The organism is Pseudomonas sp. B424 (genome assembly GCF_055408345.1).
Window position 1 is genome coordinate 1 of the sequence record NZ_JBUZTL010000039.1, and the last position, 20043, is coordinate 20043.

The following is a 20043-nucleotide window of genomic DNA, read 5'->3' on the forward strand; positions in this document are numbered from 1 at the left end:
GGACTCGAACCCCTGTTACCGCCGTGAAAGGGCGGTGTCCTAGGCCACTAGACGAAGGGGACGTTGCCCGAAACGTACACTGTACATTTCAGTGCCAGATCATTAACAAAAGTTAGTGTCTTGGCTTTCACTCAGCACCGCCCGAAAGCGAAGCTGCTTAAAAATGGAGCGGGAAACGAGACTCGAACTCGCGACCCCGACCTTGGCAAGGTCGTGCTCTACCAACTGAGCTATTCCCGCAATGGCGTCCCCTAGGGGACTCGAACCCCTGTTACCGCCGTGAAAGGGCGGTGTCCTAGGCCACTAGACGAAGGGGACACGCTACAACTTCACTGGTTACATGCGTTTGGCTGTTCGCTTTACGCTGCAATTGGCGCGCATTCTAGGGATGGATTGGAAGGTCGTCAACCCCAATATGAAAATATATTGAAATCAATGACTTCCCTAGCATTAAGGCATTTACGCACAGGGGATTGAGCCAAGCTCCTGGCGCCTATATTCCGACACCCTACAAGACGCTATGATTGCCAGAACTCGTAATGGCAGTTTGCTGCCTTGTCGATCTGCAGCCTCTATATAGTCAGGCGCCTCGACTCACCGAGACAGCGTACCCACACCCAGAAGAGGTTTTAACGTTGACGCCCACCATGATCGCCCTGCTTGTCGTCATCGTGATCGCACTACTGATCGCCATCGTCTACATGAACCATGTAGTGGAAAACAACAAACTGGAAAAGGCCCGCCTCAAGGTCGAGTTCAACGACCGCATACGCCGCTGTAGCCAGGTAAACGAGACCTTTCCCGGCCAACTGATGTCACCTGCCCTCAAGCTGCTGCTCACGCGCCTTGAGCTCAACGCGACGCAGCGCCTGTTACTCCTGGAAAAATCCAGCAAGCCCTTGAAAGCACAGGTTGACGAACTCAAAGGCCTGATTGCCAAAGGCGAGTCGATCCCGGTCAACAACCCGCCGAACCCTGTGCTGACCGAGGCGAAGGCCAAAGACGTGCGCTTTTTGCTTGAAACGCTGCATGACCAGATTGCCCGCGCGACCAAGGATGGCTTCCTGCAGCCCAACGAAGCCAAGCAATGGATCAAAGAGATTCGCCACTTGCTGGTCGTTCTGCATATCGAGTTTTTCAACAACCTGGGCAAACTCGCCCTGCAGAAAAACCAGCCCGGCCAGGCCCGCCTTGCCTATGAACGCGCCGTACAGTATTTGCGCAAACAGCCGGTCCCGGCCATGTACAACGCCCAGATCAAGGATTTCGAAGCTCAACTGGCACGCGCCAACGCACAGGTACTTAGTTCGCTTGAGCCGACAACGGGTGAAGTCAACGAATTGACCGAAGGCTTGAAAACAGACGAAGCCGATGGAGACTGGAAGAAAAAGGCCATCTACGACTGAAGGCCATCACTGGCGTTTTAGTACCGCGCACGGAAAATCACGCAACACAGTGCGGGCATGGCGGATAAGGAAGTCGATGCAGTGCCCAGGACGGGCGGGTGAATTACAGCAATAAAACATATAAAGGCAGCCCTTGGGCTGCCTTTATATTTGACGTCAGGCTACCGGATTGATTGGCTTTTCCGGGTACCACACGTCCAACAGCGGGCTAACTTCAACGCTGGTCAGCTCTGGACGCGCTTTCAACCAGGCTTCAACAGCGGCACGCTGTTCTTCGCTGACCGAACCGCGCTTCTGCAGGCAAACCAGACCGTAGTCGTCGCCGCCAACATAACCCAGGCCGTTAGCTTCCATGGCTTGCGCCAGGAAGTCTGCCAGGAATGCATCGATAGCCTCTTCCGACAGGTCTTCTTTGAAATCCAGGTTCAGCTCAAAACCCAACTCCTGAAATTCATCAACGCACAGTTTTTTGCGCAGACGCTGGGAACGATTAGTAGCCATTGAACAATCCTCTTAAGTAATAACGGGCGGCACTTTAGCAGCTTCAGCCGTCCGGCGCCCGGTTCCGTGTGAACGGTTCATCGTTTTCTATACTTAATCAGCCAAACCCTGTAACAGGCGGATGCACAAGGCCGCCGAGCTTGGGGCATAATGCCGAATCTTTTAAGACCAATGAGGGAACTATTCATCATGCCCTCTTATTTTTCTCCCTCGCCTGCAGGGTTTTACTTCATATGATCAAATCTTTGCGACCACTGCTTCTTGCCAGCCTGTTTTTGCCGCTGGCCTTCGGCGCCAACGCCGCCCCCGTCAATACCACCCTGTCGCCTAAAGTTCAGCAAGCACTCAAGACCAACAAGCTGCAAAACGATGCGCTGTCTCTCGTCCTGATCCCGCTCACCGGCCCCGGCATTCCGACCGTGTTCAACGCCGACGTATCCATGAACCCGGCCTCCACCATGAAACTGGTGACCACCTACGCCGCCCTGGAAATGCTCGGCCCGACCCATCAGTGGAAAACCGAGTTCTACACTGACGGCACCCTGAACAACGGCATCCTGCAAGGCAACCTGTACCTCAAGGGTGGCGGCGATCCCAAGCTCAACATGGAAAAGCTCTGGCTGTTGATGCGCGATCTGCGCGCCAATGGCGTGCAACAGGTCACCGGCGACCTGGTACTTGATCGCAACTTCTTCGAACAGCCTCAACTTCCTGTATTCAACGACGACGGCAACGACAAGAACAAACCGTTCCTGGTAAAGCCCGACTCGCTGATGGTTAACCTCAAAGCCCTGCGTTTCGTGGCACGCAACGATGCGGGCAAGGTCCTGATCTCGGTCGAACCGCCGATTGCCAGTATCAAGATCGACAATCAGGTCAAGGCCAGCAACACCAAGCAATGCACCGGCGACGTGCGCTACAACCCGGTACCGCAAGCAGACGGCTCGGTACTGGTCACCGTCAGCGGGCAACTGGCCGATGGCTGCAACTCCCAGACTTACCTGTCACTGCTTGACCACGCCACCTACACCGCCGGTGCTGTACGCGCCATCTGGAAAGAACTGGGTGGCAGCATCCAGGGCCAGGACCGTCAGGCCAGCGTGCCGAAAAATGCAAAATTGCTCGCACGAGCCTTCTCGCCGGACCTGGCAGAAATCATTCGCGACATTAACAAGTACAGCAACAACACCATGGCCCAGCAGCTGTTCCTGAGCCTGGGTGCGCAGTTCCGCAATGACGCCGACGGCGATGACGCCAAGGCTGCACAGCGTGTCGTGCGCCAATGGCTGGCCAAAAAAGGCATTACTGCACCGCATCTGGTCATGGAGAACGGTTCCGGACTGTCTCGCGCCGAACGCGTCAGCGCACGTGAAATGGCTCAAATGCTCCAGGCTGCCTGGAAAAGCCCTTACGCTGCCGAGTTCATCAGCTCCATGCCGATTGCCGGCAAAGACGGCACCATGCGCAAGCGTCTGAAAACCACGGCCATGAACGGCCAGGCCCATATCAAAACCGGCACCCTGAACACCGTGCGCGCCATTTCCGGCTTTAGCCGCGATATCAATGGCAACACCTGGGCCGTGGTCGCCATCCTCAACGACTCTCGTCCGTGGGGTGCTTCCGCGATTCTCGACCAGGTACTGCTGGACCTGTATCGCCAGCCGCCACTGGCCAACAGTTCAGTCTCCATCGCGCAGTAACCCGGCTCGCGCAGACGCGCAAAAAAAAGCCCCCGATCGCAAGATCGGGGGCTTTTTGGTTTATGCCGTTACCACATGACCTTATCGGGCCATGATTTTCCAGGCACGGTGGATTTTGCTGTTGCGGGCAAAGTCCGGGTCGATGGTACTGGCGGTGATTTCTTCGACCGCATAACGCGCTTCCAGGTTTTCATCGAGGATGAATTTGCGGAAGTTGTTCGAGAAGTACAACACGCCGCCCGGCGCCAGGCGCGCCATGGCCAGGTCCAGCAACTGCACGTGATCGCGCTGCACATCGAAGATGCCTTCCATGCGCTTGGAGTTGGAGAAGGTCGGCGGATCGATAAAGATCAGGTCGTACTCTTCACGGCAGGCATCCAGCCACACCATCACATCGCCCTGCTCCAGACGGTTCTTGTCCGAGAAACCGTTGAGGGACAGGTTGCGACGCGCCCAGTCCAGGTAGGTCTTGGACAAGTCCACGCTGGTGGTGCTGCGCGCGCCGCCCTTGGCCGCATGTACGCTGGCGGTGGCGGTATAGCAGTACAGATTGAGGAAGCGCTTGCCGGCGGCCTCTTTCTGAATGCGCATGCGCATTGGCCGGTGGTCCAGGAACAGACCGGTATCCAGGTAGTCCGTGAGGTTCACCAGCAGCTTCACGCCGCCTTCATTGACCTCGGTGAACTTGCCCTGGGCACTCTGACGCTCGTACTGCTTGGTTCCGCTCTGACGCTCGCGACGCTTTACGATCACGCGGTTCTTGTCGATGTTCAGCGCCTGCGGAATGGCCGCCAGGGCATCGAACATACGCTCCGAGGCTTTTACCGGGTCGATGGATTTCGGCGCCACGTATTCCTGGACATGAACCCAGTCGTGGTACAGGTCGATTGCCATCGAGTACTCAGGCATATCGGCATCGTAAACACGGTAGCAATCGATGCCTTCGCGCTTGACCCACTTGGCCAGCGCCTTGACGTTCTTTTGCAGACGGTTGGCAAACATCTGCCCGCCTTCGCTCAAGCGCGGTTGCTCGATCACGACCGGTACCGGCTTGATCGGGTTGCCGTTCTTGTTGAATTTCTCGTACTTGCCCGGTGCTTCGATGTTGGATGGCAGATCCGACTCGGCCTGCTCGCGATCGATCTGACGCTGCTCCGGGGTACGGCGCTCGCCCGTCACGAACTGATCCGGCACAACCTTGATCAGCAGCAGCTTGCACGGCAAGGCGCCGTTCCAGAACGAATACTGCTTGTGGCTGCGGATACCCATGCGTTTACCCAGATCCGGGGCACCGGTAAACACCGCGGCCTCCCAGTTCAAGCACGCCTGACGCAGACGCTCGCCAAGGTTCTGGTAGAGGTAGAGCAAGCTCGCCTCATCACCCAGACGCTCGCCATACGGAGGGTTGCAGATCACCAGGCCTTTCTGGTTCTGGTCCGGGCGCGGCTCGAAGGTCGCGACTTCACCCTGGTAAATCTTGATCCAGTGGCTCAGACCTGCACGCTCGATGTTATTGCGCGCGGGCTGGATCAGACGCGGATCGGCTTCATAACCACGAATCCACAACGGCGTCTTGGCCATACCGGTTTCAGCGCGCTCAGTGGCTTCTTCGTGAAGCTTCTTCCAGATGGCCGGCACGTGACCGAGCCAGGCATCGAAACCCCAGTGAATACGATTGAGGTTCGGCGCCATGTCGGCGGCGATCATCGCACCTTCGACCAGGAACGTACCGACACCGCACATCGGGTCAGCCAGGGCTGCGCCTTCGGCCGCCAGACGCGGCCAGCCGGCACGAATCAGGATGGCGGCCGCGAGGTTTTCCTTCAGCGGTGCAGCACCCTGCTGCAGACGATACCCGCGCTGGTGCAAGCTATGACCCGACAGATCCAGGGACAAAATCGCTTCGCCGCGATCCAGACGCAGGTGGATGCGCATGTCAGGGCTGATCTTGTCGATGGACGGACGCTCGCCAGACGGCGTACGCAGCTTGTCGACGATGGCGTCTTTTACTTTCAGGGCGCCAAAGTGAGTGTTGTCGATGCCCGAGCCGTGGCCGCTGAACTCAACAGCCAGCGTGCCATCCGGCACCATATGGTCATGCCAGTCAATATCCAGAACGCCGTGGTACAGGTCTTCCGCATCTTTCATCGGGAAGCGCTTGAGCACCAGCAACACGCGGTTGGCAAGGCGCGACCACAGACACAAGCGGTAGGCAGTTTCCATATCCGCCATGCCTCGAATGGCCGAGGTATGCTCGCGAGCTTCCTCAAGGCCAAGGCCGGTGGCCTCTTCGAGGAGCAGGCCTTCAAGGCCTTTAGGGCAGGTAAGGAAGAGTTCGTAACGATCCGACATGGGATTCCTGAGCTTTTAGCTATCAGCGAACAGGCAACGCATTGCCTGTTCCGTTTTCAATCAAGCGCTTTTCTTGAAGAGCGCTCGTGTGGCACGAAACTGTGCCGTTCCACCCCCGCGATCAGTCACGCCCTGAGGCATGAAGAGTCTAGACGCAGGGGCAGATCATTCATGGAGAAACAATTGGTCATATTCAGACCCTTCGTCGAATAGTGCCCCAGCAAAACGGGCGGGTATTCGCAGTAGAGAATGAAACTCATCATCTTTGTAAACACTCGTCCTGTCAGGCTTTGGCCGTATTCCTGCGTCCAGAAACAAACTTTCTTATGGCTCTAACACCATTATCGTTACGTCCTTATGACAAAACGATCATTCACACCTCTTGGTGCATTGGTTAGAAATGGACTCAGGTTGTCGCCGCACAGGCGACAACGAAATGCTCGCCACGCCGGCAGCGAGCACACCAACGGCAGAACACTCTGCCCCGACCTTTGGTAGGTCGACGCTATATAAAACAGTCAACAAGTGAGGGCAATACCCTATGAGAAGACTTAAGCGTGATCCGTTGGAAAAAGCTTTCTTACGCGGATATCAATACGGTGTTCATGGAAAATCCCGCGAGCTTTGCCCTTTTACTCTACCGTCGGTACGCCAAGCCTGGATTAACGGCTGGCGCGAAGGACGCGGCGACAACTGGGACGGTATGACTGGCACTGCGGGCATCCACAGACTCAACGAACTTCACGCCGTCGGCTAACTCTGGGCAAATCCGACATCACCTCGAATATGCAATGACTTAACCATGCCGTCCTATCCGGGCGGCGGGCTCCGGCCCAAGGGCTCCTTAAGGGAGCCCTTTTTATTGCCTGCTTATTTACCGGCTAACGCAGAAATGGCATCGACCGACTCGCGAATCAAGGCCGGGCCCTTGTAGATAAAACCCGAGTAGATCTGAACCAGGCTCGCGCCCGCAGCGATTTTCTCAGCTGCGTGCTTGCCTTCGGTGATCCCGCCTGCAGCGATGATCGGCATGCGCCCTGCCAGCTCGCCCGCCAGCACCCTGACCGTATGGGTGCTCTTGTCGCGCACCGGGGCGCCCGACAGGCCGCCAGCCTCATCGCCATGCTCCATACCTTCGACCCCGACGCGACTTAACGTGGTATTGGTGGCGATAACCGCATCCATACCCGTCTCCAGAAGCGCCTGAGCCACGAGAACGGTTTCTTCGTCAGTCATGTCAGGGGCGATCTTGATCGCCAGCGGTACGCGCTTACCGTGGCGCTGTGTAAGCTCGTTCTGACGAATCTGTAGGGCTTCAAGCAACTGCTTGAGTGAATCCCCAAATTGCAGGCTGCGCAGACCAGGCGTATTCGGTGAACTCACGTTCACGGTCACGTAGCTGGCGTGCTCATACACCTTGTCCAGGCAGATCAGGTAGTCATCGACCGCGCGCTCGACCGGCGTGTCGAAATTCTTGCCAATGTTGATCCCCAGGATACCGGTGTACTTGGCCGCCTGAACCCGCGTAAGCAAATGATCAACCCCAAGATTGTTAAACCCCATGCGGTTGATGATCGCCTGAGCTTCAGGCAAGCGAAAAATACGTGGCTTTGGATTGCCCGGCTGAGGGCGCGGCGTCACGGTGCCGATCTCAACGAAACCAAAACCCAGCTGTGCAAAGCCATCAATGGCTGCACCGTTTTTGTCCAGACCTGCGGCCAGCCCGACCGGGTTCGGAAAATCGAGCCCCATGACCGTCACTGGCAACCTTGCCGGCGCCTTGCACAACAAACCGTTGAGCCCCAGACGGCCGCCCGCACCGATCAAGTCCAGGGACAGATCGTGAGAGGTTTCAGGGGAAAGTTTGAAGAGCAACTGGCGGGCCAGGTTATACATGGGCTGATTGGACTCGAAGGGGGATTTGAAGAAGGCGCGATTATAGCCGCGCAGCCTGCTAAATCACAGGCAAAGAAAAACCCGGCCGAAGCCGGGTTTTTCTGAACAGCCTAGCTAAAAATTACTTAGCTTCTGCTTGAACGGTTGCTTCTACGCGACGGTTCAATTCACGGCCTTCTGCAGTTGCGTTGCTTGCAACTGGGTTAGCTTCACCGTGACCAACAGCGTCTACACGGTTAGCTGCAACACCTTGGTTAACCAGGGCTGCACGAACAGCGTCAGCACGACGCTGCGACAGTTTCTGGTTGTAGGCATCGGTACCAACGCTGTCAGTGTAACCAGCAACAGTGGTGGTAGTCGCAGGGTACTGCTTCATGAAATCAGCAACGTTGTTGATATCAGCTGCGTACTGCGGCTTAACGTTCGATTTGTCGAAGTCGAATTTCACGTCAAGTTCAACGCGAACAACTTCAGCGATCGGAGCTTCTGGCTCTGGCTCAGCGATTGGTGCTGGAGCTGGAACTGGAGCAGGAGCGACTTTACCGCCGTTGCCGCCGAAGTTCACACCCAGGCCAACGGTAGGAGCGTAGTCCCACTTGCCGTTGTCCAGTTTGTAGTCAGCTTCAACGCCTGCACGGGCGAACAGGTTGTCAGTGATGTACCACTTAACACCAGCGCCAGCAGTCAGGAAAGTCGACTGGTCACGACCGCTGTGGCCGTCTGCGATCACGTTGGTCATGCTCTTGTGAGCAACACCGCCGGAAACGTATGGACGCAGAGCGTCGCCTACGGTGCCGAAGTGGTACTGAGCGTTCAGACCAAAGTTGTCGCCTTTGATTTTCTGGTGGCCAGTGCCGTCATTCGAACGGGTGTGGTTAGTCTTGTCGTAGGTCAGGTTCAACGAAACGTCGTCGGTCAGGAAGTAACCGATCGATGCGCCTGGGTTGTAGCCGTCTTCTACGTGCTTGACGCTGTCGTTGTACTGTTTTTTGTAGAACAGTTCACCCTCGACCGCGCCTTGGCCTTGTGCCAGGGCACCGAACGAAGTTGCGGCTACAAAGGAACCAATGGCAATGCCCAAGGTGTTTTTCAGTTTCATCCGTTAAATCCCCATCTGGTGATTGTAAAGCAGTCCCACATACCGGGGGACAACTCGGCGGCAAGTCTATCAGACCTTACCTACACGTAGAGCCATTTGCGCTGAACTAAGTTTCAGCAATGCCTGCAAATTTCTCACGCAATTTATCTAGAGCACGCTTGTAACGCATCTTTGTCGCGCTCAAACCCATATGCATTATGTCTGCGATTTCCTGAAATTCCAGTTCTGCGACAAAACGCAGTACGAGAATTTCCCGATCAATCGGGTTTACATGCACCAGCCAGCGATCAAGTCCGCCCTTTTCCTCAGGTTTCGGCGCCTTTTCTTCGGACGCTTCCTCGAGGGGATCAATACTTAATGCGTCCATCAAGCGACGCTTTCGCCGTTCCTTCCGATACTGGGTAATGCATTCGTTGTAAGTGATGCTATATAGCCATGTCTTGAATTTCGACTTACCTTCGAAATTCTTCAAACCGTACAGCACTTTGAGCATGACTTCCTGACAGACATCATCAGCGTCACGATCGTTCCCTAAATACCTTGAACAAACGTTGAACAAAGTTCGCTGATAGCGACGCATCAGCTCTTCATAAGCACGCGTCACGTGAAACAACTCATCATGCGAGCGCGCCACCAGCTCCTCATCAGAGAGCTCGCGGGGGTCATAGCGCATGGATAGCGATTGGGCTTTATTCAAAACGAGTTGTGCCAACAGTCAGGTCAATGTCCGCCGCAGCCTGTCAATCATGGCTTTTTTGCGGCGGCGTACATTAGCAGGGTTTGCCGCATCAGCGGCTGGTTACGTGCTGCTCCAGCAAGATCCGATTTGAGATGGAGACTAGCTCACCCTCATCGGTCAGCAACGTGGTTTTAACCGTGCCAATCTCCTCGATTTGCCCTTCTACCCCGCCAACCCGCACTTCCTGCCCAACCTGATACAGCTCACGCACATAGATCCCGGCAAGTATCTGCCCTGCAATTTCCCGGCTGCCCAACCCCATTGCCAGAGCAATAGCCAGACCAACGGTAATCAACACAATCACAATCACATGGTTCAGCAGGTCGGTTTTGACCTCTAGCTGGCTGATGGCCACCGAAATACTGATGATAATGACCAGGCCTTGAGTAACACGACCCAGGCCGCCGGCGTAATCAAAACCCACGCTCTCGGCAGCGCCACGCACCAGGCCGTTGAGCACTTGTGCCAGCAGCACACCCGCCAGCAACACCAGCAGCGCACCAAAGACCTTGGGCAGGTACACCGTCAACAGATCCAGCGCAGATGACACGCGGTCGAGGCCCAGCGACTGTGCAGCAGAGACCAGGAACACAAGCAATACAAACCAGTACACGATCTTGCCGATCAGCGTAGAGATAGGCACCTGAATGCCGACTCGAGCCAGTATCTTGGTCAGGCCCGTGCCCCCCATCAGGCGGTCAAGGCCCAACTTGGCGAGTAACTTCGACAGCAGGGCGTCGAGCAGTTTTGCAACCACGAAGCCCAGCAGTACCACCACCAACGCCCCGAAGAGGTTGGGAATAAAGTTCGCAATCTTAGTCCACAAGGCAGTCATTGCCGCGACCAGGCTCTGGGTCCAGACATTCAATTCCATGTTCAATCAGCCTTATCAACAGGGCGAGCAGCAGGTTTGCGCCGCGAAACGGGCGCAATATGAGCCGAACCGCTATTCAAAGCAATCATCAGTGCTTGCACCCAGCGCCCCAGCAGGCTGAAAAGATCCCCCGCACCGACCTGGCGGTTAGCGGTTTTCAGTACCCGGCCCAGGCAAGCGTCGTCATCACGGTTGGACGGCGGCGCCTTGAGCATTTCACGTAAGGACTGTTCAAACGGATCGTGCATAAGCACCTCTCGGTATGTCAGTAAAAAGACGTAGGCATTTTTACCGGGGTCACATTCGGCCCCTTCATAGCCACTGCAAACGGCGATAGAACCACCATTGACCCACCCCGATTATCAGCATCAGGCTGCAGGTCACCGCAAAACCATAGGGGTCATTGGAGAACGGCACGCCCCCCACATTGATCCCCAGCAAACCGGTGATAAACGTGATCGGCAGGAAGATCCCCGTGAGCACGCCGAAGCGATACATGATGCGGCTCATGCGCACGTTCAAACGCCGATCTTCAGACTCAAGCACCAGCCCCACGCGCTCGCGGGTCAACTCAAGCTCTTCAAGATAGCGGGTCAGACTGTTGTTCAATTCGTTCCAGTAATCGGCATCATCTGCGCTGAACCAGGGTAATTTGGTTCGCGTGAGCTGACCGAAAATATCCCGCTGCGGCGCCAGAAAACGACGCAAGGCGGCTGCCCTTCGGCGAACCTGCAAAATGGAGTTGTGATCAGGGGTATACCGTTCGTCGGCATCTATCTTATCTTCTTCGTCATCGACGATTTCTGACAGATCACCAATCAGATCCTGCACCTTCAATGTCAGGTGCTGAGCCAGATAAAGGATCAGTTCAGCGGGATTTTTCGGACCTTCGCCCTGGGAAAACTCACCGAGCAGCTCATCGGTGGCCCGTAGCGGACGCATGCGCAGCGAGATAACCCGCTGCGCGCTGCCGAAAATGCGCAGTGAAACCATGTCCTCGGGCTCTGCGCCCGGGTTCAGGTTGACCCCGCGCATAAACAGCAGCAGTTCGTTGTCGGGCAAAGACAGCAAACGCGGACGGGTGTTTTCTTCAAGCAGCAGGTCACAGCTGAAATCACTTAAACCGCTCGAATCCCGCAGCCAGCTCTGGGTCTGCGGGTGGCTGCGATCCCAGTGCAGCCAGATGCTTTCATGGGCCTGCAACTGCAGATCGTTCAGCTCGGTACGTGCAATCGTACGCGCACCGCCCTCCCCATCCAGTACCAGCGCATGCACCAGCCCCCATTGAGCGTTTTCGTCCTCGAACATCCGTGATCCTTAGTGGTAATGCGTTTAGCCCGGCATTTTCAGAGCTATTGGCGAAATGATAACGCCATTATTGTCGGCGTAAATGAATTCTCCCGGGCGGAACGTGACGCCGGCAAATGTCACCGGCACATCCACATCGCCCACACCGCGCCTGACGCTCTTGAGCGGGTGACTGGCCAAGGCCTGCACCCCGAGATCAGTTTGCGCGAGCACATCTACGTCGCGGATACAGCCGTAAATCACTATGCCTTCCCAACCGTTTTTCGCGGCCTTTTCGGCAATCATGTCACCCAGCAAGGCATGGCGCAGGGAACCACCGCCATCAACCACCATCACTTTGCCCTGACCGTTAAGTTCTGCCTGCTCCTTGACCCGGGAGTTGTCCTCGAAACACTTGATGGTCACGATCTCGCCACCAAAGGAGTCGCGCCCGCCGAAGTTGCTGAACATGGGCTCAAGCACTTGTACCGACTCAGGGTAGGCATCGCACAGATCGGGAGTGATGTAGTGGTTCACGAGAAAGCTCCTGTTCAGGGTGGGTACTGCAGTGAAAACAACGATTGCACTATGGTTATAGACGCTTTGATGAAGGCTGGCTTTATAGATTCACAGCACCCCACCATGAGAGCCAGCCTGGATTAAAGCAACAAAACATGACCAAACTCGCCAATCGCGTCACAAATCAACCACTCCTGTGGGAGCGAGCCTGCTCGCGAAAGTCGTTCGCTAGCAGGCTCGCTCCCACGATTGAAGTTTTCTGCTACTCCTGCCTGCGAAGCAACAGCTACCGCTCACTCAGCCAATTACGTACCAATGGCCAGACTTCCTTCTGTGCAGGCTGGCTGACCAGCATTTCGACATGGCTGAAGTCAGTGCTAAAACCGTGCTCGGTGCCCAGAGACACGAACGTGCGCTGCTCAGAGCCCAATTGATCGAACAATTTACGACACGCCCACTCCGGCGTTAGTCGATCGCCCACAGCCGCCACGACCAGCGTCGGGACCTGGACCTCTGCCAATCCAGCCCACCAGTCTCGTTCGGCGTCCTTGAAACGCCCCATGAAACCATTCCAGCGCAAGGCTTCCAGAGCGATGCTGACAGGCTCGTCCTCCGGGCCACGCTTAAGTCGCGTACCCGACAATTGCGCAAAACGCTTCAACAACAAATAAGCGCCCCACTGCACCGGCGGAATTTTCAGTGACCAATAACGACGATTGATCTGACAACCAAAAAACGCCGACGACGCTACGTCCTTGTCAGTCAGGTACTGCCCCCCCAGGGCTGCAGCCAAACTGATGGCGCCCTGAGAGTGACCGATCCAGTGCGGTACTTGCCCGCTCAGCTCTCGCACAAAGGCCCCTATGGCCGGCAAATCGTAACGTGCGTAATCGGCCACGCGGTTCCTGGCCCAGTCAACATTGCGCGAAGAAAGACCATGGCCGCGCATTTCGGGCAGCCACACATCAAAACCGGCTCGGGCCAGATAAGCCCCCAACCCCACACCTTTGGGCGAGTACCAGAAGCGCCGGTTGGAGAAACTGCCATGCAACAGGATGACCGGAATGCCACGCACGTCACTGGCGTCGGCCATACCCAGCCGGGTCACCACCAGCTCAACGGAAATATCCGGGCTGTTGGCGGGTTTCAAGCGATATACGTCTTCGCTCAGATCGCCCCGACGTTCAGCGCTGATCAGGGCAACGGGAAAAAGGAGACTGCTGCTTTGCATAATGCTCTTGCACAAAAAAGGGCGACTCCACACAGGAACTCGCCCTACCACTGCATATAAAGAGCAGGGGCAGCTATTGCTGCCCCGCCCTTCTCTCAACGACTCAAGCCTGAGCCTGACCTTCTGCCAGGAAGAACCAGGTTTCCAGAACGGTGTCCGGGTTCAGCGACACGCTTTCGATGCCCTGCTCCATCAGCCACAGCGCCAGGTCCGGGTGATCGGACGGGCCCTGACCGCAAATACCGATGTATTTGCCAGCCTTGTTGCACGCCTGAATGGCGTTGGACAGCAGTTTTTTGACGGCCGGGTTGCGCTCGTCAAACAGGTGCGCGATCACACCGGAGTCACGGTCCAGGCCCAGGGTCAGCTGGGTCAGGTCGTTGGAACCGATGGAGAAGCCGTCGAAGAACTCAAGGAACTCTTCCGCCAGAATCGCGTTGGACGGCAATTCGCACATCATGATGATGCGCAGGCCGTTTTCACCACGTTTGAGGCCGTTTTCAGCCAGCAGGTCGATGACCTGGCTTGCTTCACCCAGGGTGCGAACGAACGGCACCATGATTTCAACGTTGGTGAAGCCCATCTCGTTGCGCACACGCTTGAGCGCACGGCATTCGAGTTCGAAGCAATCGCGGAAGTTTTCGCTGATGTAACGCGAAGCACCGCGGAAGCCCAGCATCGGGTTCTCTTCTTCCGGCTCGTACAGCTTGCCGCCGATCAGGTTCGCGTATTCGTTGGACTTGAAGTCCGACAGGCGCACGATCACTTTCTTCGGTGTAAACGCGCCAGCCAGAGTGCTGATGCCTTCAACCAGTTTCTCGACGTAGAAGCCAACCGGATCGCTGTAACCAGCAATGCGCTTGTCGACGCTGTCTTTGATTTCTTGTGGCAAACCGTCGTAGTTCAGCAGTGCCTTAGGGTGCACGCCGATCATGCGGTTGATGATGAATTCCAGACGGGCCAGGCCCACACCGGCGTTCGGCAACTGCGCGAAGTCAAAGGCGCGGTCCGGGTTGCCGACGTTCATCATGATCTTGAACGGCAGCTCCGGCATGGCATCCACGGAGTTTTTCTTGATATCGAAGCCCAGTTCGCCTTCGAAGATAAAACCGGTATCGCCTTCCGCACAGGAAACCGTTACACCCTGGCCGTCTTTCAACAGCTGGGTCGCGTTACCGCAACCGACCACGGCCGGGATCCCCAGCTCGCGAGCGATGATCGCCGCATGGCAGGTACGCCCGCCACGGTTGGTCACGATGGCGCTGGCGCGCTTCATCACCGGTTCCCAGTCCGGGTCGGTCATGTCCGAGACCAGTACGTCGCCCGGCTGAACCTTGTCCATTTCGGACACGTCTTTAATGATGCGAACCTTGCCCGCGCCGATGCGCTGGCCGATGGCACGTCCTTCCACCAGCACAGTGCCGGTTTCCTTGAGCAGGTAGCGCTCCATGACATTGCCCGCACTGCGGCTTTTCACGGTTTCAGGGCGGGCCTGAACGATGTACAGCTTGCCGTCATCACCGTCTTTGGCCCACTCGATGTCCATCGGGCACTTGTAGTGCTTTTCGATGATCATCGCTTGCTTGGCCAGTTCGCTGACTTCAGCGTCAGTCAGGCAGAAGCGTGCGCGATCGGCTTGATCAACGTCGATAACCTTCACCGACTTGCCGGCGGAGGCTTCTTCGCCGTAGATCATCTTGATGGCTTTGCTGCCCAGGTTGCGGCGCAAAATTGCAGGGCGACCGGCTTCCAGGGTTTGCTTGTGAACGTAGAACTCGTCCGGGTTTACCGCGCCTTGTACGACGGTTTCGCCCAGGCCGTAGGCGCCGGTGATAAACACCACGTCACGGAAGCCCGACTCGGTGTCCAGAGTGAACATCACGCCAGCGGTGCCGGTTTCAGAGCGCACCATGCGCTGCACGCCTGCCGACAGGGCGACCAGTTTGTGGTCAAAGCCCTGGTGCACGCGGTAAGAAATCGCACGGTCGTTGAACAAGGAGGCAAATACCTCTTTGGCCGCACGAATCACGTTTTCAACGCCACGGATGTTCAGGAAGGTTTCTTGCTGACCGGCAAAGGAAGCGTCCGGCAGGTCTTCGGCGGTGGCCGAGGAGCGTACGGCAACAGCCATATCCGGGTTGCCCTGGGACAAGGTAGCGAACGCAGTACGAATTTCGGCGTTGAGCTTTTCCGGGAACTCGGCTTCCATGATCCATTTACGGATCTGGGCACCGGTCTTCGCCAGCGCGTTGACGTCATCGACATCCAGCGCATCCAGCGCCGCATGGATCTGCTCGTTCAGGCCGCTCAGCTCAAGAAAATCACGATAAGCCTGGGAAGTAGTGGCAAAGCCACCGGGGACTGAAACACCAGCGCCTGCAAGATTACTGATCATCTCGCCGAGGGATGCGTTCTTGCCCCCCACATGCTCTACATCATGGACGCCGAGCTTATCGAGGGAAACTACGTACTCTACCAAGGTGATCTCTCCACTAACTGTGTTGGAAAAGCTCAGGGCGCTGGACCCTCATCATGAGGCATCGCAGCGATTGTGGCCTGGACCTGGAAAATAAGTGACACTGCCTGCCATATCGGGCGACAAAATCGCGCCTATCATATCCAAGAATCGTCACCAGCTTAAGGCCCAAGGCGCAAATGAAACGATCTGCTTTCTTTATCTCCGATGGCACCGGCATTACGGCCGAAACCCTCGGTCAAAGTTTGTTGGCACAATTCGAAAATGTGACCTTTAGCAAGTTCACACGCCCCTATATAGACAGCGTGGAAAAAGCGCGGGCAATGGTACAACAAATCGATAACGCCGCCGAAAAAGACGGATTTAGCCCGATAATCTTCGACACCATTGTCAATCAGGACATTCGCGAAATCCTCGCCACGTCCAATGGCTTCATGATCGACATCTTCTCCAGCTTCCTGGCCCCGCTGGAACAGGCGCTGGGCGAGCATTCTTCTTATACCGTCGGCAAATCCCACTCCATTGGCCATAACTCCAACTACATGGAGCGTATCGAGGCGGTGAACTTTGCCCTCGACAACGACGACGGCGCCCGCACCCATAAATACGACAAGGCCGACCTGATCCTGGTGGGCGTATCGCGCTGCGGCAAAACCCCGACCTGCCTTTATATGGCCATGCAATTCGGCATTCGCGCGGCCAACTACCCGCTGACCGATGACGACATGGAAAGCCTCAAACTGCCTGCTGCGTTGCGCGAGCACAAACACAAGCTGTTCGGCCTGACCATCGACCCCGACCGCCTGACCGCCATTCGCAACGAACGCAAACCCAACAGCCGTTACTCCAGCTACGCCCAATGCGAATTTGAAGTGCGCGAAGTCGAGCGTCTGTTCCAGCGCGAAAACATCCCGCACATCAACTCCACGCATTTCTCGGTAGAAGAAATCTCGGCCAAGATTTTGGTCGAAAAAGGCGTGGAGCGACGGTTCAAGTAACCTGCCAAAACACATGACCACTGTGGGAGCGAGCCTGCTCGCGAAGGTCGTTAACCGATGCGCTGGAGGCTTTCGTGAGCAGGCTCGCTCCCACAGGGGCTAAATCACCAGTAAATCGACAAACCGGTTAACCGGCATCGCCTCAAGCCTTGCCTGATCCTTGCACAGCGCAAAAATTTCAGTACAACGCTGGCCCACAAATCGCGTCGCCAAATTGGCCTTGAACTTGTCTTCGAGCAACGCAATCCCTTCCGCGCGGCGCCGGCGATGGCCAATTGGGTACTCCACCACCACTTGTTCCGTACTGCTGCCATCGCTGAAAAACACCTGGATCGCATTGGCGATCGAACGCTTGTCGGCCTCCAGATATTCACGGGTGTAACGCGGGTCCTCGACAATCACCATCTTCTCGCGCAGCTCATCAATGACTGGATGCGCCGCGTGGAATTCATCTTCGTATTGCTCGGCCACCAGGTTGCCAAAGATCAGCGGCACAGCAGTCATGTATTGAATGCAGTGATCACGATCCGCCGCGTTGGCCAATTTGCCCTGCTTGGAAATGATCCGAATCGCTGATTCGTGGGTTGTAATCACGATTTTGTCGATCTCGTGCAAGCGATCCCTGACCTGAGGGTGCAAGGTAACTGCCGCCTCGCAGGCCGTTTGCGCATGGAACTCGGCCGGAAAACTGATCTTGAACAGCACGTTTTCCATGACATAGGTGCCGTAGGGCTGGCTCAGGCTGAACTGGCGCTGGCCTTCAGGCTTGAGCGCCAGGTCCTTGTTGGTGTGACTGAACAGCACATCGTAAAAGCCCCACTGCGGCGCCGTGAGCACCCCCGGGATCCCCATCTCGCCACGCAGCGCAATATCCGCAAGCCGAACACCCCGGCTCGACGCATCCCCGGCCGCCCAGGACTTGCGCGACCCCGCGTTCGGCGCATGGCGATAAGTGCGCAACGCCTGCCCATCGACAAAGGCATGGGACAACGCCGACAGCAACTGCTCGCGATTGGCGCCCATCAGCTTGGCGCAGACCGCGGTTGAGGCGACTTTGACCAGCAACACATGATCCAGACCGACACGGTTGAAGGAGTTTTCCAGCGCAATAACCCCCTGAATCTCATGGGCCATGATCATGGCTTCGAGCACTGCCCTCACCGTCAGCGGCGCTTCGCCATTGGCCACGCGCTTTTGCGACAGGTGATCGGCTACCGCCAGAATGCCGCCCAGATTGTCCGAGGGATGGCCCCACTCCGCCGCCAGCCAGGTGTCGTTGTAATCCAGCCAGCGCACGATACAGCCTATGTCCCATGCAGCTTTCACCGGGTCCAGACGAAACGAAGTCCCGGGCACACGAGCGCCAAACGGCACCACGGTGCCCTCGACGAGGGGGCCCAGATGCTTGGTGCATTCCGGAAAACGCAGCGCCAGCAGGCCGCAGCCCAACGTGTCCATCAGGCAATTGCGTGCAGTGTTCAGGGCCTCGGGCGAGGTAATGGTGTACGTCAGGACATAATCGGCGATGTCCTGCAGAACCTGGTCATAGTCGGGGCGGTTGTTGAGGTCGACGTTGGCGCTCATGGGTATCTCCAAAGAGTGGGTAAGTGTCGTGGTCCATCCTCAGGGTCAGGGTCGTTGCATGGCAGGTCTGAATGCCTGCTCTGAAATACGGTTTTAACTGTGGGAGCGGGCTTGCTCGCGATGCAATCACTGTGGTTGGCCTGACAGACCGCGCCGTCTGCATCGCGAGCAAGCCCGCTCCCGCAGGTTTCAGAACGAGTCGCCCGGCACCCGCACCCAACCTTCCATCAAGACCCGCGCACTGCGGCTCATGATGGCTTTGGTCACGGTCCATTCGCCGTTAACCTGCCGGGCCTCTGCGCCGACACGCAAGGTGCCCGACGGATGCCCGAAACGCACGGCACTGCGCAATTCACCGCCAGCGGCCAGGTTGACCAGCGTGCCCGGAATCGCCGCCGCCGTGCCAATGGCCACCGCCGCGGTACCCATCATCGCGTGGTGCAACTTGCCCATCGACAAGGCCCGCACCAGCAAGTCCACATCCTGCGCTGCCACCGGCTTGCCGCTGGACGACACATAGGCCACAGGCGGTGCAACAAATGCCACCTTCGGCGTGTGCTGACGCGTGGCCGCATCTTCAAGCCTGTCGATCAAGCCCATGCGCAGCGCACCGTGGGCGCGGATGGTTTCGAACATGGCCAGGGCTTTCGGATCGCCATTGATGTCGTTTTGCAGTTCGGCCCCGGTGTAGCCGATGTCCCGGGCATTGACGAAAATCGTCGGAATTCCCGCATTGATCATCGTCACATTCAAGGTGCCTACACCCGGTACGTCGAGGTCGTCCACCAGATTGCCAGTAGGGAACATCGAACCGCCTGCGCCCTCTTCATCCGCTGCCGGGCTAAGGAATTCCAGCTGTACTTCAGCCGCCGGAAAGGTCACGCCGTCGAGTTCAAAATCACCGGTTTCCTGCACCGCACCGTCGGTGATCGGCACATGGGCAATGATGGTTTTGCTGATATTGGCCTGCCAGATGCGCACCACAGCAGTACCGTTGCGCGGGATGCGAGCGGCATCGACCAGGCCGCTGCTGATGGCGAACGAACCCACGGCCGCCGACAGGTTGCCGCAGTTGCCGCTCCAGTCCACAAACGGCTTGTCGATCGATACCTGACCGAACAGATAGTCGACGTCGTGATCCGCCTGCTGGCTCTTGCTCACGATCACGGTTTTGCTGGTACTGGAAGTCGCAGCCCCCATGCCGTCGATTTGTTTTTCATACGGGTCGGGGCTGCCGATCACGCGCAACAACAAGGCATCACGGGCCGCACCCGGCTCCCGGGCTACGGCCGGCAAGTCGAGCAGGCTGAAGAACACACCCTTGCTGGTGCCGCCACGCATGTAAGTCGCAGGGATTTTGATTTGCGCTGCATAGGCCATA

Annotated in this window: 17 protein-coding genes and 2 tRNA genes; 4 read left to right on the forward strand and 15 right to left on the reverse strand. The window is 56.9% G+C overall.

Annotated elements, in window-relative coordinates; all coding sequences use genetic code 11:
- Positions 1 to 164 precede the first annotated feature (164 nt).
- A tRNA-Gly gene (locus ACZRMS_RS24835) sits at positions 165 to 240 on the reverse strand.
- 2 nt (positions 241 to 242) lie between these two features.
- Positions 243 to 318, reverse strand: a tRNA-Glu gene (locus ACZRMS_RS24840).
- Between the two features lie 329 nt (positions 319 to 647).
- Here ACZRMS_RS24840 and ACZRMS_RS24845 point away from each other — a divergent pair.
- Complete coding sequence (locus ACZRMS_RS24845) at positions 648 to 1406, forward strand: hypothetical protein (RefSeq protein WP_463997473.1); 759 nt, start codon at positions 648 to 650, stop codon at positions 1404 to 1406.
- A gap of 156 nt (positions 1407 to 1562) precedes the next feature.
- Here the strand turns inward: ACZRMS_RS24845 and ACZRMS_RS24850 are convergent, their stop codons facing one another.
- Positions 1563 to 1907 carry a YggL family protein gene (locus ACZRMS_RS24850; protein WP_048358829.1) on the reverse strand — a complete coding sequence of 115 codons (345 nt, stop codon included), beginning with the start codon at positions 1905 to 1907 and terminating at the stop codon, positions 1563 to 1565.
- 233 nt (positions 1908 to 2140) lie between these two features.
- Here ACZRMS_RS24850 and dacB point away from each other — a divergent pair, with 233 nt between their 5' ends.
- Positions 2141 to 3607 carry a D-alanyl-D-alanine carboxypeptidase/D-alanyl-D-alanine endopeptidase gene (gene dacB / locus ACZRMS_RS24855; RefSeq protein ID WP_463997474.1) on the forward strand — a complete coding sequence of 489 codons (1467 nt, stop codon included), beginning with the start codon at positions 2141 to 2143 and terminating at the stop codon, positions 3605 to 3607.
- 81 nt (positions 3608 to 3688) lie between these two features.
- On the opposite strand, the gene rlmKL is transcribed toward dacB, so the two are convergent.
- On the reverse strand, positions 3689 to 5959 hold the full coding sequence (rlmKL, locus tag ACZRMS_RS24860) for a bifunctional 23S rRNA (guanine(2069)-N(7))-methyltransferase RlmK/23S rRNA (guanine(2445)-N(2))-methyltransferase RlmL (protein WP_463997475.1): 2271 nt from the start codon (positions 5957 to 5959) through the stop codon (positions 3689 to 3691).
- A 541-nt stretch (positions 5960 to 6500) separates the two neighbouring features.
- Between rlmKL and rmf the strand changes: the two genes are divergently transcribed.
- Entirely contained in the window at positions 6501 to 6716 is a 216-nt protein-coding gene (rmf, locus tag ACZRMS_RS24865) for a ribosome modulation factor (RefSeq protein ID WP_019827662.1), read from the forward strand.
- Between the two features lie 113 nt (positions 6717 to 6829).
- Here the strand turns inward: rmf and ACZRMS_RS24870 are convergent, their stop codons facing one another.
- The 9 genes from ACZRMS_RS24870 to ppsA all read right to left on the reverse strand — a co-directional run bounded on the left by ACZRMS_RS24870 (position 6830) and on the right by ppsA (position 16083).
- Positions 6830 to 7855, reverse strand: coding sequence for a quinone-dependent dihydroorotate dehydrogenase (locus tag ACZRMS_RS24870; protein WP_463997476.1), 1026 nt, complete (start codon positions 7853 to 7855; stop codon positions 6830 to 6832).
- A 121-nt stretch (positions 7856 to 7976) separates the two neighbouring features.
- On the reverse strand, positions 7977 to 8954 hold the full coding sequence (locus ACZRMS_RS24875) for an OmpA family protein (protein WP_463997477.1): 978 nt from the start codon (positions 8952 to 8954) through the stop codon (positions 7977 to 7979).
- Positions 8955 to 9060: 106 nt separating this feature from the next.
- On the reverse strand, positions 9061 to 9651 hold the full coding sequence (gene sigX / locus ACZRMS_RS24880) for an RNA polymerase sigma factor SigX (RefSeq protein WP_029611289.1): 591 nt from the start codon (positions 9649 to 9651) through the stop codon (positions 9061 to 9063).
- Between the two features lie 91 nt (positions 9652 to 9742).
- Positions 9743 to 10567: a mechanosensitive ion channel family protein gene (locus tag ACZRMS_RS24885; protein WP_048358834.1), complete on the reverse strand. Its 825-nt coding sequence runs from the start codon at positions 10565 to 10567 to the stop codon at positions 9743 to 9745.
- A gap of 2 nt (positions 10568 to 10569) precedes the next feature.
- Positions 10570 to 10815, reverse strand: a complete 246-nt coding sequence (locus tag ACZRMS_RS24890) for a hypothetical protein (protein ID WP_048358835.1) — start codon at positions 10813 to 10815, stop codon at positions 10570 to 10572.
- Between the two features lie 64 nt (positions 10816 to 10879).
- Complete coding sequence (locus ACZRMS_RS24895) at positions 10880 to 11875, reverse strand: CorA family divalent cation transporter (RefSeq protein WP_463997478.1); 996 nt, start codon at positions 11873 to 11875, stop codon at positions 10880 to 10882.
- A 24-nt stretch (positions 11876 to 11899) separates the two neighbouring features.
- A complete protein-coding gene (gene rraA, locus ACZRMS_RS24900; RefSeq protein ID WP_463997479.1) occupies positions 11900 to 12391 on the reverse strand; it encodes a ribonuclease E activity regulator RraA in 492 nt (163 codons plus the stop codon).
- 268 nt (positions 12392 to 12659) lie between these two features.
- Positions 12660 to 13604, reverse strand: a complete 945-nt coding sequence (locus tag ACZRMS_RS24905; RefSeq protein ID WP_463997480.1) for an alpha/beta fold hydrolase — start codon at positions 13602 to 13604, stop codon at positions 12660 to 12662.
- 103 nt (positions 13605 to 13707) lie between these two features.
- Positions 13708 to 16083, reverse strand: a complete 2376-nt coding sequence (gene ppsA, locus ACZRMS_RS24910; RefSeq protein WP_463997481.1) for a phosphoenolpyruvate synthase — start codon at positions 16081 to 16083, stop codon at positions 13708 to 13710.
- A 176-nt stretch (positions 16084 to 16259) separates the two neighbouring features.
- Here ppsA and ppsR point away from each other — a divergent pair, with 176 nt between their 5' ends.
- Positions 16260 to 17078, forward strand: a complete 819-nt coding sequence (gene ppsR / locus ACZRMS_RS24915) for a posphoenolpyruvate synthetase regulatory kinase/phosphorylase PpsR (RefSeq protein WP_463997482.1) — start codon at positions 16260 to 16262, stop codon at positions 17076 to 17078.
- Between the two features lie 99 nt (positions 17079 to 17177).
- On the opposite strand, the gene prpD is transcribed toward ppsR, so the two are convergent.
- Together prpD and prpF are read right to left on the reverse strand one after the other, a co-directional pair.
- On the reverse strand, positions 17178 to 18662 hold the full coding sequence (prpD, locus tag ACZRMS_RS24920; protein ID WP_463997483.1) for a 2-methylcitrate dehydratase: 1485 nt from the start codon (positions 18660 to 18662) through the stop codon (positions 17178 to 17180).
- Positions 18663 to 18851: 189 nt separating this feature from the next.
- Entirely contained in the window at positions 18852 to 20042 is a 1191-nt protein-coding gene (prpF, locus tag ACZRMS_RS24925) for a 2-methylaconitate cis-trans isomerase PrpF (protein WP_463997484.1), read from the reverse strand.
- Position 20043: the final 1 nt, after the last annotated feature.

Excerpts from the sequence above, each read along its gene's own strand:
- ACZRMS_RS24895 (WP_463997478.1), bottom strand. The coding sequence starts at position 11,875 with ATGTTCGAGGACGAAAACGCTCAATGGGGGCTGGTGCATGCGCTGGTA.
- ACZRMS_RS24850 (WP_048358829.1), bottom strand. The coding sequence starts at position 1,907 with ATGGCTACTAATCGTTCCCAGCGTCTGCGCAAAAAACTGTGCGTTGAT.
- rmf (WP_019827662.1), top strand. The coding sequence starts at position 6,501 with ATGAGAAGACTTAAGCGTGATCCGTTGGAAAAAGCTTTCTTACGCGGA.
- ACZRMS_RS24845 (WP_463997473.1), top strand. The coding sequence starts at position 648 with ATGATCGCCCTGCTTGTCGTCATCGTGATCGCACTACTGATCGCCATC.
- prpD (WP_463997483.1), bottom strand. The coding sequence starts at position 18,662 with ATGAGCGCCAACGTCGACCTCAACAACCGCCCCGACTATGACCAGGTT.
- dacB (WP_463997474.1), top strand. The coding sequence starts at position 2,141 with ATGATCAAATCTTTGCGACCACTGCTTCTTGCCAGCCTGTTTTTGCCG.
- ACZRMS_RS24905 (WP_463997480.1), bottom strand. The coding sequence starts at position 13,604 with ATGCAAAGCAGCAGTCTCCTTTTTCCCGTTGCCCTGATCAGCGCTGAA.
- ppsR (WP_463997482.1), top strand. The coding sequence starts at position 16,260 with ATGAAACGATCTGCTTTCTTTATCTCCGATGGCACCGGCATTACGGCC.
- ACZRMS_RS24890 (WP_048358835.1), bottom strand. The coding sequence starts at position 10,815 with ATGCACGATCCGTTTGAACAGTCCTTACGTGAAATGCTCAAGGCGCCG.
- ACZRMS_RS24885 (WP_048358834.1), bottom strand. The coding sequence starts at position 10,567 with ATGGAATTGAATGTCTGGACCCAGAGCCTGGTCGCGGCAATGACTGCC.
- prpF (WP_463997484.1), bottom strand. The coding sequence starts at position 20,042 with ATGGCCTATGCAGCGCAAATCAAAATCCCTGCGACTTACATGCGTGGC.
- ACZRMS_RS24875 (WP_463997477.1), bottom strand. The coding sequence starts at position 8,954 with ATGAAACTGAAAAACACCTTGGGCATTGCCATTGGTTCCTTTGTAGCC.
- ACZRMS_RS24870 (WP_463997476.1), bottom strand. The coding sequence starts at position 7,855 with ATGTATAACCTGGCCCGCCAGTTGCTCTTCAAACTTTCCCCTGAAACC.
- rlmKL (WP_463997475.1), bottom strand. The coding sequence starts at position 5,959 with ATGTCGGATCGTTACGAACTCTTCCTTACCTGCCCTAAAGGCCTTGAA.